The sequence below is a fragment of the Sphingosinicella ginsenosidimutans genome, from assembly GCF_007995055.1.
Lineage (GTDB): Bacteria > Pseudomonadota > Alphaproteobacteria > Sphingomonadales > Sphingomonadaceae > Allosphingosinicella > Allosphingosinicella ginsenosidimutans.
Map to the genome: position 1 here is coordinate 712,843 of NZ_VOQQ01000001.1, position 15,853 is coordinate 728,695.

General features: G+C 68.7%; 12 protein-coding genes. 5 read left to right on the forward strand and 7 right to left on the reverse strand.

Annotated features, from left to right (window positions below; genetic code table 11):
- The first annotated feature begins 74 nt into the window (after positions 1 to 74).
- From FRZ32_RS03550 to FRZ32_RS03565, 4 genes are read left to right on the forward strand one after another with little or no spacing between them, the layout of a single operon-like run.
- Positions 75 to 1,529 carry a circularly permuted type 2 ATP-grasp protein gene (locus tag FRZ32_RS03550; protein WP_147042206.1) on the forward strand — a complete coding sequence of 485 codons (1,455 nt, stop codon included), beginning with the start codon at positions 75 to 77 and terminating at the stop codon, positions 1,527 to 1,529.
- Positions 1,529 to 2,464 carry an alpha-E domain-containing protein gene (locus FRZ32_RS03555; protein ID WP_147042207.1) on the forward strand — a complete coding sequence of 312 codons (936 nt, stop codon included), beginning with the start codon at positions 1,529 to 1,531 and terminating at the stop codon, positions 2,462 to 2,464. Before FRZ32_RS03550 ends, FRZ32_RS03555 begins: the two co-directional genes overlap by 1 nt.
- A complete protein-coding gene (locus FRZ32_RS03560; protein WP_147042208.1) occupies positions 2,464 to 3,288 on the forward strand; it encodes a transglutaminase family protein in 825 nt (274 codons plus the stop codon). Before FRZ32_RS03555 ends, FRZ32_RS03560 begins: the two co-directional genes overlap by 1 nt.
- 34 nt (positions 3,289 to 3,322) lie before the next feature.
- Positions 3,323 to 4,072 carry a proteasome-type protease gene (locus tag FRZ32_RS03565; protein ID WP_243445180.1) on the forward strand — a complete coding sequence of 250 codons (750 nt, stop codon included), beginning with the start codon at positions 3,323 to 3,325 and terminating at the stop codon, positions 4,070 to 4,072.
- 36 nt (positions 4,073 to 4,108) lie between these two features.
- Here FRZ32_RS03565 and FRZ32_RS03570 read toward each other — a convergent pair whose 3' ends face one another.
- Positions 4,109 to 4,867 (reverse strand): arginyltransferase, encoded by a 759-nt coding sequence (locus tag FRZ32_RS03570; RefSeq protein ID WP_147042210.1) that lies wholly within the window; start codon positions 4,865 to 4,867, stop codon positions 4,109 to 4,111.
- Between the two features lie 121 nt (positions 4,868 to 4,988).
- Positions 4,989 to 6,230, reverse strand: a complete 1,242-nt coding sequence (locus FRZ32_RS03575; RefSeq protein WP_147042211.1) for a threonine ammonia-lyase — start codon at positions 6,228 to 6,230, stop codon at positions 4,989 to 4,991.
- Between the two features lie 57 nt (positions 6,231 to 6,287).
- Between FRZ32_RS03575 and FRZ32_RS03580 the strand changes: the two genes are divergently transcribed.
- Positions 6,288 to 7,940 (forward strand): amidohydrolase, encoded by a 1,653-nt coding sequence (locus FRZ32_RS03580; protein ID WP_147042212.1) that lies wholly within the window; start codon positions 6,288 to 6,290, stop codon positions 7,938 to 7,940.
- A gap of 132 nt (positions 7,941 to 8,072) precedes the next feature.
- On the opposite strand, the gene FRZ32_RS03585 is transcribed toward FRZ32_RS03580, so the two are convergent.
- The 5 genes from FRZ32_RS03585 to FRZ32_RS03605 form a co-directional block, all read right to left on the reverse strand.
- Positions 8,073 to 10,088 carry a protein-disulfide reductase DsbD family protein gene (locus tag FRZ32_RS03585; protein ID WP_147042213.1) on the reverse strand — a complete coding sequence of 672 codons (2,016 nt, stop codon included), beginning with the start codon at positions 10,086 to 10,088 and terminating at the stop codon, positions 8,073 to 8,075.
- A gap of 230 nt (positions 10,089 to 10,318) precedes the next feature.
- Positions 10,319 to 12,916 carry a methionine synthase gene (gene metH / locus FRZ32_RS03590; RefSeq protein ID WP_147042214.1) on the reverse strand — a complete coding sequence of 866 codons (2,598 nt, stop codon included), beginning with the start codon at positions 12,914 to 12,916 and terminating at the stop codon, positions 10,319 to 10,321.
- A 5-nt stretch (positions 12,917 to 12,921) separates the two neighbouring features.
- Positions 12,922 to 13,968 (reverse strand): homocysteine S-methyltransferase family protein, encoded by a 1,047-nt coding sequence (locus FRZ32_RS03595; RefSeq protein ID WP_147042215.1) that lies wholly within the window; start codon positions 13,966 to 13,968, stop codon positions 12,922 to 12,924.
- Positions 13,965 to 14,879: a methylenetetrahydrofolate reductase gene (gene metF, locus FRZ32_RS03600; protein WP_147042216.1), complete on the reverse strand. Its 915-nt coding sequence runs from the start codon at positions 14,877 to 14,879 to the stop codon at positions 13,965 to 13,967. The genes FRZ32_RS03595 and metF overlap by 4 nt, the downstream gene beginning before the upstream one ends.
- On the reverse strand, positions 14,876 to 15,832 hold the full coding sequence (locus FRZ32_RS03605) for an ArsR/SmtB family transcription factor (protein ID WP_147042217.1): 957 nt from the start codon (positions 15,830 to 15,832) through the stop codon (positions 14,876 to 14,878). Before FRZ32_RS03605 ends, metF begins: the two co-directional genes overlap by 4 nt.
- Between the last annotated feature and the right edge of the window lie 21 nt (positions 15,833 to 15,853).

Here is a 15,853-nt window from a genome sequence, read left to right on the forward strand (position 1 = left end):
AAAATGGTTGCGCCCGGCCATCTTTGGGTCATGTTCCGGAGTGCGGCGCCGGCCGCGGCGGGACTGCGAGGTGGATGGCGGGACGTTCGACCTTCGACGAGCTGTGGGGAACGAGCCGGGGCAGGACAGCGCGGCCGGGCTTCGAGCCGCTTGCCGAATGGATCGAGAACGCGCCCGCCGGCGATCTCGAACGGCGGCAGCAGGCCGCGGAGGCCCTGTTCCGCAATCTCGGCATCACCTTCGCGGTCTATGGCGAGCAGGAGGCGGCGGAGCGCATCATCCCGTTCGACATCATCCCGCGCATCTTCTCGGCCGCCGAATGGGCGAGGCTTTCCGCCGGGCTGGAACAGCGGGTCAACGCGATCAACGCCTTCATCGACGACGTCTACGGCCGCCGTCAGATCCTCGCCGACGGCATCGTCCCGCAGGACATCGTGCTCGGCAACGACCAGTTCTGCATCCACTGCGCCGGCGCGAAGCCACCGCACGGCGTCTATGCCCATATCTGCGGCATCGACCTCATCCGCACCGGGCCGACCGACTTCTTCGTCCTGGAGGACAATGCGCGCACGCCCTCCGGCGTCTCCTACATGCTCGAAAATCGCGAGGCGATGCTGCGGCTGTGCCCGGAGCTGTTCGAGGCCTTCCCGGTCCGTCCGGTCGATTCCTATCCGGAGCTGCTTCGCGACATGCTCTATTCGGTCGCGCCGCGCGGGACACGCGAGCCGACCTGCGTGCTGCTGACGCCGGGCCATTTCAATTCGGCCTATTACGAACACAGCTTCCTCGCCGACAATATGGGGATCGAGCTGGTCGAGGGCCGCGACCTCGAGGTCGATGACGACATCGTGTGGATGCGCACGATAGACGGGCGGGTGCGCGTCGACGTCATCTACCGACGGATCGACGACGCCTATCTCGACCCGCTCGTCTTCCGCCCGGACAGCGCGCTCGGCGTGCCGGGCCTGATGGCCGCCTATCTCGCGGGCAACGTCACGCTGGTGAACGCGCCCGGCACCGGCATTGCGGACGACAAGGCGATCTATTCCTACATGCCTGAAATCGTGCGCTATTATTCGGGCGAGGAGCCGATCCTTCCCAATGTCGAGACCTGGCGGTGCCGGGAGCCGGAGGCGCTGCAATATACGCTCGACCATCTTGACGAGCTGGTCGTGAAGCTGGTCGACGGATCGGGCGGCTATGGCATGCTGATCGGCCCGACCGCTTCGAGGCGGGAGATCGACGCGTTCCGCGCCGCGCTGGAAGCGCAGCCGCACCGCTATATCGCCCAGCCGACGCTCGCCCTTTCGACCGTGCCGACCCTGGTCGATCAGGGGATCGCGCCTCGCCATGTCGATTTCCGTCCCTATGTCCTGACCGGATCGGACGGGGTCCGGCTCGTTCCGGGCGGCCTCACCCGGGTCGCGCTCCGCGAGGGCTCGCTGGTGGTCAATTCGAGCCAGGGGGGCGGGACCAAGGACAGTTTCGTCCTCGCCGATCGCGGCGGCGGCGATGAGGGGGCGGACTGATGCTCGCGCGCACCGCCGCCCACCTCTACTGGATCGGCCGCTACATGGAGCGCGCGGAGTTCACCTGCCGGCTCATCGAGGCGACGATCCGCCTGACCGCGCTCGGCGATCATGCGAGCGGCGATCGCGCGTGGCGCAGCGCGCTCAGCGTCGTCGGCGTGCAGAGCGAGTTCGACGCCGGCGGCGAGCCGTTCAGCGCCGCCGCGGTCCGCCGCTATCTGACGCTGTCGGAAGACACGCCGAGCTCGATCCGCGCCTGCCTCGCCGCCGCGCGCGACAATGCGCGGGCGGCGCGCACCGCGCTCACCGTGGAAGCCTGGCAGGCGATCAACCGCGCCTGGCTCATCATCCGCGACCGCAGCCGCCCCGGCGGCCCGCAGGCGACGCTGAACATGATCGAGGAGCTGAAGGCGGAGATACGCGGCTTCGAGGGCGCGATCGGGCGGATGCTGCGATCCGAGGGCTGCTGGTTCATCGAGCTCGGCGCGGTCGTGGAGCGCGGCGACAACACGGCGCGGCTGCTCGACGTCAAATATTATCTGCTGCTGCCCCCCGGGCAGGAGGTGGGCGGCGCGCTCGATCGGGACCAGTGGACGACGATCCTGCAGATCGTCTCGGCCAGGACCGCCTACCGCCACATCTATCGTGGCCCGCTCCAGCCGTGGCTGGTCGCCGATTTCCTGATCTTCCGATCGGAGATGCCGCGCTCGCTCGCCGCTTCGGCCGGGGAGGCGGTGGAGCTGCTCGGCCATTTCGCCGCCTTGTCGGGGCGCCAGGGCGCGGCCGACCGGTTGGCGCGGCAGCGGCTCGACCGGATCGAGGACCTCGATATCGTCACCATCTTCCAGGGCGGCCTGCACGAATGGCTCCACGCCTATATCGGCGAGAATGCCGCGCTCGATGCTGCGATCGCCCGGCAGTTCAGGTTCGGCTGATGCGGCTCGATGTCCACTATCGCACCGCCTATCGCTACGACGAGGCGCCGCAGCGCGTCATCCAGCTCCTGCGCGTCACCCCGCCCAGCTTTTCGGGGCAGAGCGTGATCGACTGGCGGATCGACATGGATTGCGACGCGCGTCTCCGCGAGGCGCGCGACGGCTACGGCAATATCGTCCACATGCTTTACCTCGACCGGCCGGCGAAGGAGCTGCGGATCACCGTGTGCGGTCGTGTCGTGACCGAGGACCGCGCGGGCATCGTCCAGGGCGTTCCCCACGATCTGCCGCCGCCGATCTTCCTGCGCGATACGCCGCTGACCGCGCCGGGCCCGGCGATCCGGGCGCTCGCGCAGTCGGCCGGCGGCGGCGCGCCGCTCGATCGGGTCCACGCCCTTTCGGCCCGCCTCCACGCGACGATGCGGTTCGATGCCGGAGCGACGGAGGCCGATACCAGCGCCGAACATGCCTGCGCCGAAGGCCACGGCGTCTGCCAGGATTTCGCGCAGGTCCTCGCCAGCGCGGCGCGCCTCAACGGCATTCCGGCGCGCTACGTCTCCGGTCACCTCTTCCGCCGGGACGGCGCGCACGACCAGAGCGCCGCCCATGCCTGGACCGAAGCCTGGATCGAGGAGCTCGGCTGGGTCGGCTTCGATCCTGTCAACGGCATCTGCCCCGACGATGCCTATATCCGCGTCGCGAGCGGCCTCGATTATCGCGACGCGGCGCCGGTCGCCGGCGCACGATCCGGTGGCGGGACCGAACATCTCTCGGTAGAAGTCGCGGTCACTGGCGTGCAGGCGCAGACGCAACATCAATCCTGATCGAAACGGGAAGCCTATGACCTATTGCCTCGGCATGCTGCTGGATTCGGGCCTCATCATGATCGCCGACACCCGCACCAATGCCGGCGTCGACGACATCTCTTCCTATCGCAAGCTCCACGTCCTCGCCGACACGCCCGAACGCAGCATCTTCGCCGCGTCCGCCGGCAATCTTTCGACCACGCAGATGGCGATCAGCCTGCTGCGCGAGGGCGTTCCGCCGACGGACGGCGAAGCCATCGGCCCGGACGAGCTGCTGCCGACCATCGCCGAGCCGACGACGATGTTCCGCGCGGCCCAGCTGGTCGGCGACGCCGTCAAGTTCGCCAACGACACGGTCGGCCGGGCGCTCGCGCCGCTGAAGATCAGCGCGTCCTCGTCGATCATCCTCGGCGGCCGGATCGGCAATCAGCCGCCGTCGCTCTACCTCATCTATTCCGCCGGCAACTTCATCGAATGCAAGCCGGACGTTCCCTTCTTCCAGATCGGCGAGACCAAATATGGCCGGCCGATCCTCGACCGGGTGGTGAGCGGGCACACGCCGCTCGCGGAGGCGGTGAAGATCGCCTTCCTCTCCTTCGACGCCTCGATCCGGTCGAACCTCGCGGTCGGCCTGCCGCTCGACATGGTGGTGCTGCCCAGCCATGTCGGATCGCGGCCGTTCCAGCGGCGGATCGAGGTCAACGATCCCTATTACAACGATCTGTCGATGCGCTGGGGCGATCTTCTGAACGATGCGGCGCAGGCCATTCCCGACCCGCCGTTCATGCCCGATCTGATCTGAACGCCGGACCGCCGCGGACCGGACGCGCCGGCGCGGCTATCCCAGCGCCAGCTCGCGCTGCTCGGGATCGAAGCGCCGCCAGCCGCCGGGACCGAGCTTTTCGAGCGGGCGGAAGCGCGACTTGTAGGCCATGCGCTTCGAATCCTCGACCCAGTAGCCCAGATAGACATAGGGCAGGCCGGCATTCCCCGCGCGCACGATATGATCGAGGATGATATAGGTGCCGAGCCCCGCGCGCCGCTCGTCATCGGGCTCGAAGAAGCTGTAGATCATCGACAGCCCGTCCGCCTGCTGATCGGTCAGGCATGCGCCGACCAGCCGGCCGGGCCGCCCGTCCTGGGATGGCTCGCGATATTCGACGATGTAGGTCTTCACCGGGCTCTGCTCGACCATGTCGGCGAAATCATGCTCGTCCATCTCGACCATCCCGCCCTCGGGATGGCGCCGCTTCAGGTAGCGGCGGAGCAGCTCATATTGCTCCTCGGTCGCCCAGGCCTTGCACGCGCTGACCTCGAGATCGGCGTTGCGGCGAAGCGTCTTGCGCTGGGTCGCGCTCGGCTGGAACTCCCCGGTGACGACCCGCACCGAAACGCATGCCGTGCAGTCCACGCAGGAGGGCCGATAGGCCACGTTCTGGCTGCGGCGGAAGCCGATCCGGCCGAGCGCGTCATTGAGCTCGCCCGCATGGGGCCCGCTCAGCTCGGTGAACACCTTCCGCTCGATCCTGCCGGCGAGATAGGGACACGGCGCGGGCGTCGTCACGAAAAAACGTGGAAAGCGGAACGGGGCGCTCAATTCGACTCCACCGGCAAGCAGGTTGGGAGCCCGTTTATGATCCCTGCCGACCCCCTTGAAAAGCAGCCGTGCGGTGAATGACCGCCATCTTCGACAGGGCGTGCCGGCTTGGGACGACGGCTCACTCGATCGTCACCGGATGGACCCGATAGCCCTCGTTCCCCAGCGTTTCGACGAGCCGCTGGATCTGGTGCGCGTCGCGCGCCTCGCACTCCACCTCGATCGCCGCATCCTTGGCGGGGAGGCTGGTGAAGATGCGCTGATGGAGCACTTCGACCACATTGACCTGGTGAGCGGAGAAGAGCTTCATCACCGCGACCAGCGCGCCGGGGCGGTCCTGAAGCTCGATGCGCAGCCGTGTCATCCGGCCGGACCGCGCGAGATCGCGAAGCAGCACGTTGGCCAGCAGGTGCGTGTCGATATTGCCGCCGGAGACGACGAGGCCGATCCGGCGCCCGCGATAGCGTTCCGGAGCGCCGAGCATCGCCGCCAGCGCCGCGGCGCCGGCCCCTTCCGCCACCGTCTTTTCGGCGGCGACCAGCATCGCCACCGCCGCCTCGATGTCGCGCTCTGGGGCGAGGACGATATCGTCGACCAGCGCCTCGATGATCGGCGCAGTCTGCTCGCCCGGCGCCTTGACCGCGATCCCCTCGGCGATCGTGTCGCCGGCGCAGGCGAGGCCCGGCTTGCCGGCGAAGCGCCCGTACATGCTCGGGTAGAGCTCCGCTTCGACGCCGACGATCCCGATCTCCGGCTTCAGGGCATGGGCGGCGACCGCGATGCCCGAAATGAGCCCGCCGCCGCCGATCGGCACGATCAGCACATCGACATCCGGCGCATCGGCGAGCAGTTCCAGCGCGACCGTCCCCTGCCCCGCCATCACGTCGGGATCGTCGAAAGGATGGACGAAGGTCAGCCCGCGCTCGTCGGCCAGCCGCCGCGCCTCGGCATAGGCTTCCTCGAACACCGCCCCGTGCAGCACCACCTCCGCGCCATGTCCCTCCGTCTGGCTCACCTTCACGATCGGGGTCGGCGTGGGCATCACGATCACCGCCGGGACGCCGAGCCGGCGGGCATGATAAGCGAGCGCCTGGGCGTGATTGCCGGCCGACGCCGCGATCACGCCGCGCGCGCGCATCGCCTCGTCCATCAGCAGCAATTTGTTGAGCGCGCCGCGCTCCTTGTAGGCGCCGGTATGCTGGAGATTTTCGAACTTCACCCAGATGTCGGCGCCGAACCGCTCCGAGAGCACGCGGCTGTAGAGCGTCGGCGTGCGCACGACCGCTCCGTCGATCCGCCGGGCCGCCGCCTCGATCTCCGCAAGTCCGAAGGGAAGGTTGGTCGAGGATGCAGGGGTCGCCATGCGCCAGCCGTCTAGACCATCTGGCGCACAGGGCAAACAGGCCTTATCGGCTGACCCATGCTGCGCTTCCTGATCGCCCTCGCCGCATTGCTCGGCGCCAGCCCCGCCCTCGCCGATCTTCTGGTCGACCATGTCAACGGCTACACGATGGAGGACGGGCGGCTGACGCGCTTCACCGGCCTCCTTGTCGGCGACGACGGCCGGGTCGAGCGCCTTCTCCACGAGGGGGAGCGAAGGCCGGAGCGCCCGCGCTACCTGCTCGACGGCCATGGCCGCACGATGCTGCCCGGCCTGATCGACGCGCACGGCCATGTCATGGAGCTCGGCCTCGGCGCGCTCGCGGTCGACCTGTCCGACACCAATTCGCTCGAGGAGGCGCAGCAGCGCATCCGCCAATATGCCGCCGCCAATCCAAGCCCGCGCTGGATCGTCGGCTTCGGCTGGAACCAGGAACGCTGGCATCTCGGCCGCTTCCCGACCGCCGCCGATCTCGACGCCGCGGTCGCCGATCGCCCGGTCTGGCTGGTTCGCGTGGACGGCCATGCCGGCTGGGCGAACAGCCTGGCGATGCGCGAGGCGGGGGTCACGGCGGCCACCCAGGCGCCGACGGGCGGCCGGATCGAGCGGACGGGCCGCAACCCTTCGGGCGTCTTCGTCGATGCCGCCCGCCAGCTCATCGAACATGCGGTGCCGCCGCCATTGCCGATCGTGCGCGATCGCGCCTTTCAGCGCGCGCAGGACATCCTGCTCGGCTTCGGCGTCACCGCGACCGCGGACATGGGCACCGATCAGGAAGCCTGGAACACGATGCGCCGCGCCGGCGATGCCGGGCATCTGAACGTACGCATCTTTTCCTATGCGCTCGGCGTCGACAATCTGCTCGCCATCGCCGGCACCGGGCCGACTCCGTGGCTCTATGACGGCCACCTCAGGATGGGCGGCGTGAAGCTCTACATGGATGGCGCGCTCGGATCGCGCGGCGCCTGGCTGAAGCAGGATTATGCCGACGCGCCCGGCCAGCGCGGCTACCCCCTGATGACCGACACGGTGCTGAAGAACCTGATGAGCCGCGCCGCGATGGATCATTTCCAGATCGCGGTCCACGCCATCGGCGATGCCGCCAATGCCGAGCTTCTCGATGCGATCGATGAGCTTTCCGGCACCTATACGGGCGATCGGCGCTGGCGGATCGAACATGCGCAGATCGTCGATCCCGCGGACCTGCCGCGCTTCGCGGCGCACGGCATCGTCGCATCGATGCAGCCGACCCACGAGACCTCCGACTGGCGCATGGCCGAGGCGCGCATGAGCGTCGATCGCCTGCGCGGTTCCTATGCCTGGCACACCATGCTGGACGAGCATGTGCCGCTCGCCTTCGGCTCCGATTATCCGGTCGAAAGCCCGAACCCCTTCCCGGGCATGGCCGCCGCGATCAGCCGGGAGGATGCCGGCGGGCAGCCGCCGGGGGGCTGGTTCCCCGATCAGCGGCTGACGCTGGAGCAGGCCTTCGCGGCCTTCACGACCGGCGGCGCCTATGCCGGCTTTGCCGAGGACCGGCTCGGATCGCTGACGCCGGGCCATATGGCCGATTTCATCTTCATCGATCGCGACATCTTCGCCGATCGCGATCCCGCCAGCATCCGCGCGACGCAGGTCATGGAAACCTGGGTCGGCGGCCGGAAGGTGTGGGAACGGCGGAGCGCGAACTGATCCTTCCTGTGAAGCGAAGCTTCATGGGGAGCGGGGCCGTCCGCAGCACGCTGGAGGGGATTGCGGCGCCGGAGAGCCCCTCCGCCAGCCTCCGGCTGGTCCCGCTCCCCATCGCCTGCGGCGACAGGGCGATTACGTGACGAGCGCGGTCAGCATCGACGGGGTGAGCAGCTGCGGCAGCTCCCGCGCCTCGCGGCCGGGCGCGTAGAAGAGGTAATAAGGCACGCCCGAGCGTCCGTGCGCCGCGAGGAAGCGGCCGATCGCCGGATCGCCGCGCGTCCAATCGCCGACCAGCACCTTCACCCCGCGCGCGCGGAAGGCCTGCGCGACCTCGGCGCGGTCGATCGCCGCCCGCTCGTTGACCTTGCAGCTGAGGCACCAGTCGGCGGTGAAATAGACGAAGACGGGCCTGTTCGCGGCGCGCAGCTCGGCGAGTCGCGATTCGCTGAACGGCTCGGATCCGAGCGCGTCGGCTTCATGCGCGGCCGCCGGCGGGGCGAGCTGGACGAAGGGCAGCGGCGCGGCCACCGCGACCGCGACGAAAGCGAGCGGGAGCCAGGTCCGGCCCCGGCCCTGCCGCGCGCCGAACCACCACAGAGCGAGGCCGAGCGCGATCGCCGCGCCAAGGCCGAGCGCCATGCCGTCCACGCCGCTTTCCTTGCCGAGCACCCAGGCGAGGCCGAGCGCGGTCAGGAACATCGGCACGGAAAGGATGCGCTGGAAGGTCCGCATCCACGTCCCCGGCTTGGGCAGCCAGCGGCGCAGGGCGGGGATGAAGCCGAGCAGCAGGAAGGGCAGCGCGAGGCCGAGGCCGAGGCCGACGAACACCGCGAGCGCGGCCCAGATCGGCAGCACCAGCGCCGCGCCGAGCGCGACGCCGAGGAAGGGCCCGGCGCAGGGGGTCGCGACGAAGGCCGCGAGCGCGCCGGTGAAGAAGGCGCCGCGCGCCCCGCCGGCGCGGGTGAGCGAGTCGCCGCCGCCGAGGACGGGTAGCTCGAACAGGCCGGCGAGGTTGAGTGCGATCGCCGTCACCAGCAGGAGAAGGAACAGGATCACCCGCGGGTCCTGAAGCTGGAAGGCCCAGCCGGCGGCCGATCCGCCGGCCCGAAGCGCGAGCAGGACGAGGCCGAGCGCGAGGCAGGTCGCGACCACCCCGGCGGCGTAGGCCAGCGCCTCGCGACGGGCATGGACGCCGTCGCCGGCGCGCGCGAGGCTCAACGCCTTGAGGCTGAGGATCGGGAAGACGCAGGGCATGACGTTGAGGATCAGCCCGCCGACCAGCGCGCCGAGCAGCGCCAGGAGGATCGATCCGCCCTCGGCCGCCGCCGGCCCGGCGACCGGCGCCCCCGCCGCCGGCACTGGCCCCGGCGTCGCGGTAAAGGAAAGGCCCGCGCCCCCGCCGGTCGCGAGCACGCCGTCGAAGGACGTCAGCCGCGCGGCGCCGGTCCCTGCCTCGGTCTCGATCACCAGCGTGTCGCCGTTTCGCGACACCGCCTGCGCCGCAGAATAACGCAACGCGTCGTCGGTGGCCGGATAGACATAGGGATCGGCGAGCGCCGCGCTTGCCGGGAAAGGGATCGCGAACCGCAGCTTGCCGTTCGCCACCGCGAAATGCGCCGGACTGGCGAGCGGTCGCGGCAGCGCCTGGCGGTAGCGATCGAACGAAGGATCGCGCCGGCCGGGTGCGCCGACATTGAGCTCGGTCGAGACGCTGGCGGTTTCCGGGACGCACAACTGCTCGGTGCAGACCAGATAATCGAGCCGCGCATCGACCGGCACGACCACGCCCGGCTCCGCGTCGGCCGGCACGTGGATCGCCGCGAGCAACGCATAATCGCGCTCGAACACATAATTCATCAGCCCCGCCACGCTGAGCCGCTGCGGCACCGGATATTGCAGCGGATCGGCGCGCCACTGCTCGCCGAGCCGCCATTCGACCCGCGGCTCGGTTCCGGCGTCGCCGGGATTGCGCCAATAGCCGTGCCAGCCCGCCTGCGGCCGCATCACGAAGGCGAGCGTCACCGTGCCGCCCGGCGCCACGCCCTGCGTTTCGGGGACGAGCGAGACGCTCATATGGTTGGCGGCCTCGGCCGGCGCGGACGCGATCAGTGCGAAAAGGGTGGCGAGGAGCGCCGCGAGCCGAGTCATGACGCGGCTATAGCCGGTAGCTTTCGCCCCCGGAAAGGCTCAGCGGACAGCCGGCTGGCAATCGCGCGCGGCGACGAGCGGGTGCGCCGGCCCGGGCGCCGCCGCCACCACCAGGCAACCGAGAATCGTCAGGAGCACGAGCCGTCCCATGCGGCGCAAATCGGTTATCGGCCCGCCGCTGTCGACGCCGGAACAGGGTTAACATTTTCCTGCCCCGGAACGGGACGAAATCAGTCGAGATTCGGCCGGAGCCAGCGGGTCGCCTGATCGAGATCGACGCCGCGACGGGCCGCATAATCGGCAAGCTGGTCCTCGCCGATCCGCGCGACCCCGAAATACTGGCTGTCGCGATGGCCGAAATAGAAGCCGGAGACCGCGGAGGCCGGCAGCATCGCGAAATTGTCGGTGAGCCGGACCTCGGCCGGCGCCCCGCCGAGCATCGCGAAGAGCAACGGCTTCAGGCTGTGATCCGGGCAGGCCGGATAACCGGGCGCGGGGCGGATGCCGACATAGGTTTCGCGGATCAGCTCGGCATTGGTGAAATGCTCGTCCGGCGCATAGCCCCAGATCGAGTTGCGGACATGGGCGTGGAGCGTCTCGGCGAAGCTCTCCGCGAGGCGATCGGCGAGCGCCTTCAACAGGATGTCCGAATAATCGTCGGTCTCGGCCCGGAACCGCTCGAGATGCGGCTCGATGCCGTGGATGCCGACGGCGAAGCCGCCGATCCAGTCCTCGCCGTCGGGATCGATGAAGTCGGCAAGGCACATGTTCGCGCGCCCCTCGCGCTTCTTCATCTGCTGGCGAAGGAAGGGGAGCCTGGTCTCCTCGTTGCTGGCGAGGACGTGGACGTCGTCGCCCTCGCGGCGGCAGCGCCACAGGCCGACCGTCGCGCGCGGCGTGAGCCATTTTTCGGCGATGATCCGGTCGAGCATCGCCTGGGCATCCTTGAACAGGCTGCGCGCGCTCTCGCCGACCACCGGGTCGTCGAGGATCGTGGGGTAGGTGCCGGCCAGCTCCCAGGCGCGGAAGAAGGGCGTCCAGTCGATCGAATCGCGAAGCTCGCGAAGCGGCCAGTCGTTGAAATGGTGGAGGCCGGGGCGGGCCGGCGCCGGCGCCTTGCCGGCGGGATCCCAGGGGAAGTGGTTGGCGCGCGCCTCGGCGAGCGTCGCGAGCTCGTTCTGGCCCTTGTTCGCCCGCGCCTCGCGCACCGCTTGATATTCCTGCGCGGTCTTTTCGACGAACGGCGCCTTCAACGTCTGCGAGACGAGGTTCGAGGCGACCCCGACCGCGCGGCTCGCGTCGAGCACGTGGATCACCGGGCCTTCATAGGCCGGGTCGATCTTGAGCGCGGTGTGGACGCGGCTGGTGGTCGCGCCGCCGATCAGCAGCGGCAGCGTCATCGCCTCGCGCTGCATCTCGCTCGCCACCGTCACCATCTCGTCGAGCGACGGGGTGATGAGCCCCGAAAGACCGATCATGTCGGCCTGGTTGTCGTTCGCGGCCTTCAGGATGTCCTGCCACGGCACCATGACGCCGAGATCGATCACCTCGAACCCGTTGCACTGAAGCACGACGCCGACGATGTTCTTGCCGATATCGTGGACGTCGCCCTTCACGGTCGCCATCACGATCCGGCCCTTGCCCTTGGCGCTCTCGTCCTTCTCGGCCTCGATGAAGGGGAGAAGATGCGCCACCGCCTTCTTCATCACCCGGGCGGACTTCACCACCTGCGGCAGGAACATCTTGCCCGATCCGAACAGGTCGCCGACGACGTTCATGCCGTCCATCAGCGGGCCTTCGATCACCTCGATCGGCCGGGCGGCGGCCTGCCGCGCCTCCTCTGTGTCCTCGACGACATGGGCGTCGATGCCCTTGACCAGCGCATGTTCGAGCCGCCGTGCGACCGGCCAGCCGCGCCATTCGGCGGCCTCCTTCTCGCGCGCCGGATCGGTGCCGAGATAGTTTTCCGCGAGCGTCACCAGCCGTTCCGTCGCGTCGTCGCGGCGATCGAGGATCACATCCTCGCACGCCTCGCGGAGCACCGGATCGATCGTGTCGTAGACGTCGAGCTGGCCGGCGTTGACGATCGCCATGTCGAGCCCGGCCGGGATCGCGTGATAGAGGAAGACCGAGTGCATCGCCCGGCGCACCGGCTCGTTGCCGCGGAACGAGAAGCTGAGGTTGGAAAGGCCGCCCGAAATATGGGCGTGGGGGCAGCGCTGGCGGATTTCGCGGCACGCCTCGATGAAATCGAGCGCGTAGCGGCGATGCTCCTCGATCCCCGTCGCCACCGCGAAGATGTTGGGATCGAAGATGATGTCCTCCGGCGGGAAGCCGTCGCCGACGAGCAGGTCGTAGGCGCGCGCGCAGATCTCCACCTTGCGCGCCTTCGTGTCCGCCTGGCCGGTTTCGTCGAACGCCATGACGACGACCGCCGCGCCATAATCGCGGACCTTGCGCGCGAGCCGCAGGAACTCCTCCTCGCCCTCCTTCATGCTGATCGAATTGACGATCGGCTTGCCGGAAACGCATTTGAGCCCGGCTTCGATCACCGCCCATTTCGAGCTGTCGACCATCACCGGCACGCGCGCGATGTCCGGCTCGGCGGCAAGGAGCTTCAGATAGGTGGTCATCGCCGCCTCGGCGTCGAGCAGGCCTTCGTCCATGTTGACGTCGATCACCTGCGCGCCATTTTCGACCTGCTGGCGAGCGACCTCGACCGCGGCGGCATAATCGCCCGCCATGATCAGCTTCTTGAACCTGGCGGAGCCGGTGACGTTGGTGCGCTCGCCGATATTGACGAAGCTGGAGCTGGCAATGTCTGTCATGTCGTTCAGGCGGCGAGGATCATCGGTTCGAGCCCGGCGAGGCGGGTGCGTACCGGCGGGCTTGGAAGCTGTCGCGGCGCAAGGCCGGCGACCGCCTTCGCCATCGCCGCGATATGGGCGGGCGTCGATCCGCAGCAGCCGCCGATGATGTTGACCCAGCCGGCCTTCGCCCACTCCTCGAGCAAGGCCGCGGTTTCGGCCGGAAGCTCGTCATATTCGCCCAGCTCGTTGGGCAGGCCCGCATTGGGATAGGTCATGATCAGCGTGTCGGCGATGGCAGCGAGCGCCTGGACGTGGGGGCGCAGCTGCTTCGCGCCGAACGAGCAATTGAGGCCGATCGTCACCGGCGCGGCATGGCGCACCGCGTGCCAGAAGGCCTCGACCGTGTGGCCGGAGAGATTGCGCCCGGACAGATCGGTGAGCGTCATCGAGATCATCAGCGGGATGTCGCGATCGAGCGCCGCGGCGGCCTCCTTGACCGCCATGATCCCTGCCTTTGCGTTAAGCGTATCGAAGATCGTCTCGATCAGGATGAAATCCGCGCCGCCCTCGATCAGCGCGTCGGCCTGTTCGCGGTAGACGGCCTTGAGTCCATCGAAATCGATCTCGCGATAGCCCGGATCGTTGACGTCGGGGGACAGCGACAGCGTCTTGTTGGTCGGCCCGATCGCCCCGGCGACGAAGCGGGGGCGGCCATCCTTGGCCGCGAAATCGTCGGCGGCCTTGCGGGCGATGCGGGCGGAGGCGCGGTTGATCTCGGCGACCAAAGCCTCGGCGCCATAATCGGCCTGGCTGATCGCGTTGGCGCTGAACGTGTTGGTCGAGACGATGTCCGAACCGGCGGCGAGATAGGCGCGCGTGATCGAGTCGACCACGTCCGGCCGGGTCAGCGCGAGAATGTCGTTATTGCCCTTCTGGTCGCGGGCGAGATCGAGCGCGCCGCGATAATCCGCCTCGGTCAGCCGGCGATTCTGGATCTCGGTCCCGAACGCGCCGTCGGTCAGCAGGATTCGCTTCGCCGCTTCGGCCTTCAAAGTCTCGCGCGCGCTCATGCCGCCTGCTCCTGGCTTTTGCCACCGGGTCGCACGCCGAGCAGGTGGCAGATCGCATAAGCGAGCTCGGCGCGGTTGAGGGTGTAGAAGTGGAAATGCCGGACGCCGCCGGCATAAAGCTGGGCGCACAGCTCGGCCGCCACGGTCGCGGCGACCAGCTTGCGGGCGTCGGGAAGATCGTCGAGCCCTTCGAACAGCCGGTCCATCCACTGCGGGATGGTCGCGCCGCAAAGAGCGGCAAACTTGCGCGTCTGGGCGACGTTGGAAACGGGCAGGATTCCGGGCACGATCTCCGCATCGATGCCGGCCGCCGCCGCCTCGTCGCGGAAGCGCAGGAAACATTCGGCGGAGAAGAAGAATTGCGTGATCGCCCGGTCGGCGCCGGCATCGATCTTGCGCTTCAGATTGTCGAGGTCCGCCGCGCGGCTCGCCGAATCGGGATGGCATTCGGGATAAGCGGCGACCGAAATGTCGAACGGCGCGACCTTCTTCAGCCCCTCGACCAGCGCGGCGGCATCGGCATAGCCGCCCGGATGGGTCGCATAGGCCTGGCCCGCCTCGGGCGGGTCGCCGCGCAGCGCGACGATGTGACGCACCCCGGCCGCCCAATATTCGCGGGCGATGTCGTCAATCTCCCCCTTCGTCGCGGCGACGCAGGTGAGGTGCGCGGCGGGGGTCAGGGCGGTCTCGCGCACGATCCGCGCCACCGTTGCGTGGGTGCGCTCGCGGGTCGATCCGCCGGCGCCGTAGGTGACCGACACGAAACGAGGCGCGAGCGGTTCGAGCGTCTTGATCGACTCCCAAAGCTGGGCCTCCATCTTCTCCGTCTTCGGCGGGAAGAATTCGAAGCTGAGCGCGATGTCGCCGGCGGCGTCGGCGAAAAGCGGGGGTCCGGGGGAAAACCTGCTCATGCAACCACCTTCAGGCGTGATTCGGGCTGGATGCCCAGCCAGATGGTGACGGTCAGTTCGCCCCCTTCGAGATGCGCTGCGACTTCGCCCGCAAGCCCGGCATCGGCAAGATAGCGAAGGACCGAATCGTCCGCGAAACCGAGCCGCACATGGGCGTCGCGGCTGCGCAGCTCCTCGCGCTCGTGCGGCGCGAAATCGACGATGAGCAGGCGTCCGCCGGGCGCGAGCAGTCGTGCCGCCTCGGCCACCGCGGCGGCGGGATTCTGCGCATAATGCAGCACCTGGTGGATGATGACCGTGTCGGCGGCCGCGGATGGGAGCGGCAGCGAATACATGTCGCCTTGCCGAAGCTCGGCCGAATCAAGCCCCGCCTCGGCAAGCTTGACCCGCGCAAGGCGGAGCATCTCCGGCGAGCGATCGACGCCGAGGGCGTGATCGGCCGCCGGCGCGAACAGCTCAAGCATCCGCCCGGTGCCCGTGCCGACATCGACGAGCCGGCCGACGGGCGCGTCGCCGAGCGCCCGCGCGATCGCCGCCTCGACCTCGCTTTCGGCGACGTGGAGCGAGCGAAGCGCGTCCCAATGTTCGGCCTGGCCGGCAAAATAGCGCTCGGCCGCCGCGGCGCGATCGGCGCGCACCGCCGCGAGTCGCGCCGCATCCGCCGCGATCCAGGGATTTTCGCCGTCGATCTCGGCCCAGCGCTCCAGCAGGTGGAAAAGCGGCTCGATCCGCTCGCGGCGGCCGAGCCCGACGAAAACCCAGCTTCCTTCCTTGCGCCGTTCGGCAAGCCCCGCCTCGACCATGATCCGCACATGTCGCGACACGCGCGGCTGGCTTTGCCCCAGCACCTGCGCGATCTCGCCGACCGACAGCTCCATCGCGCGCAGCAGCGTCAGGATCCGAAGCCGGGTCGGATCGGCGAGCGCGGCGAAAATACGGGGCTCGGCAAGCATATATTCGGATATAAAGATATC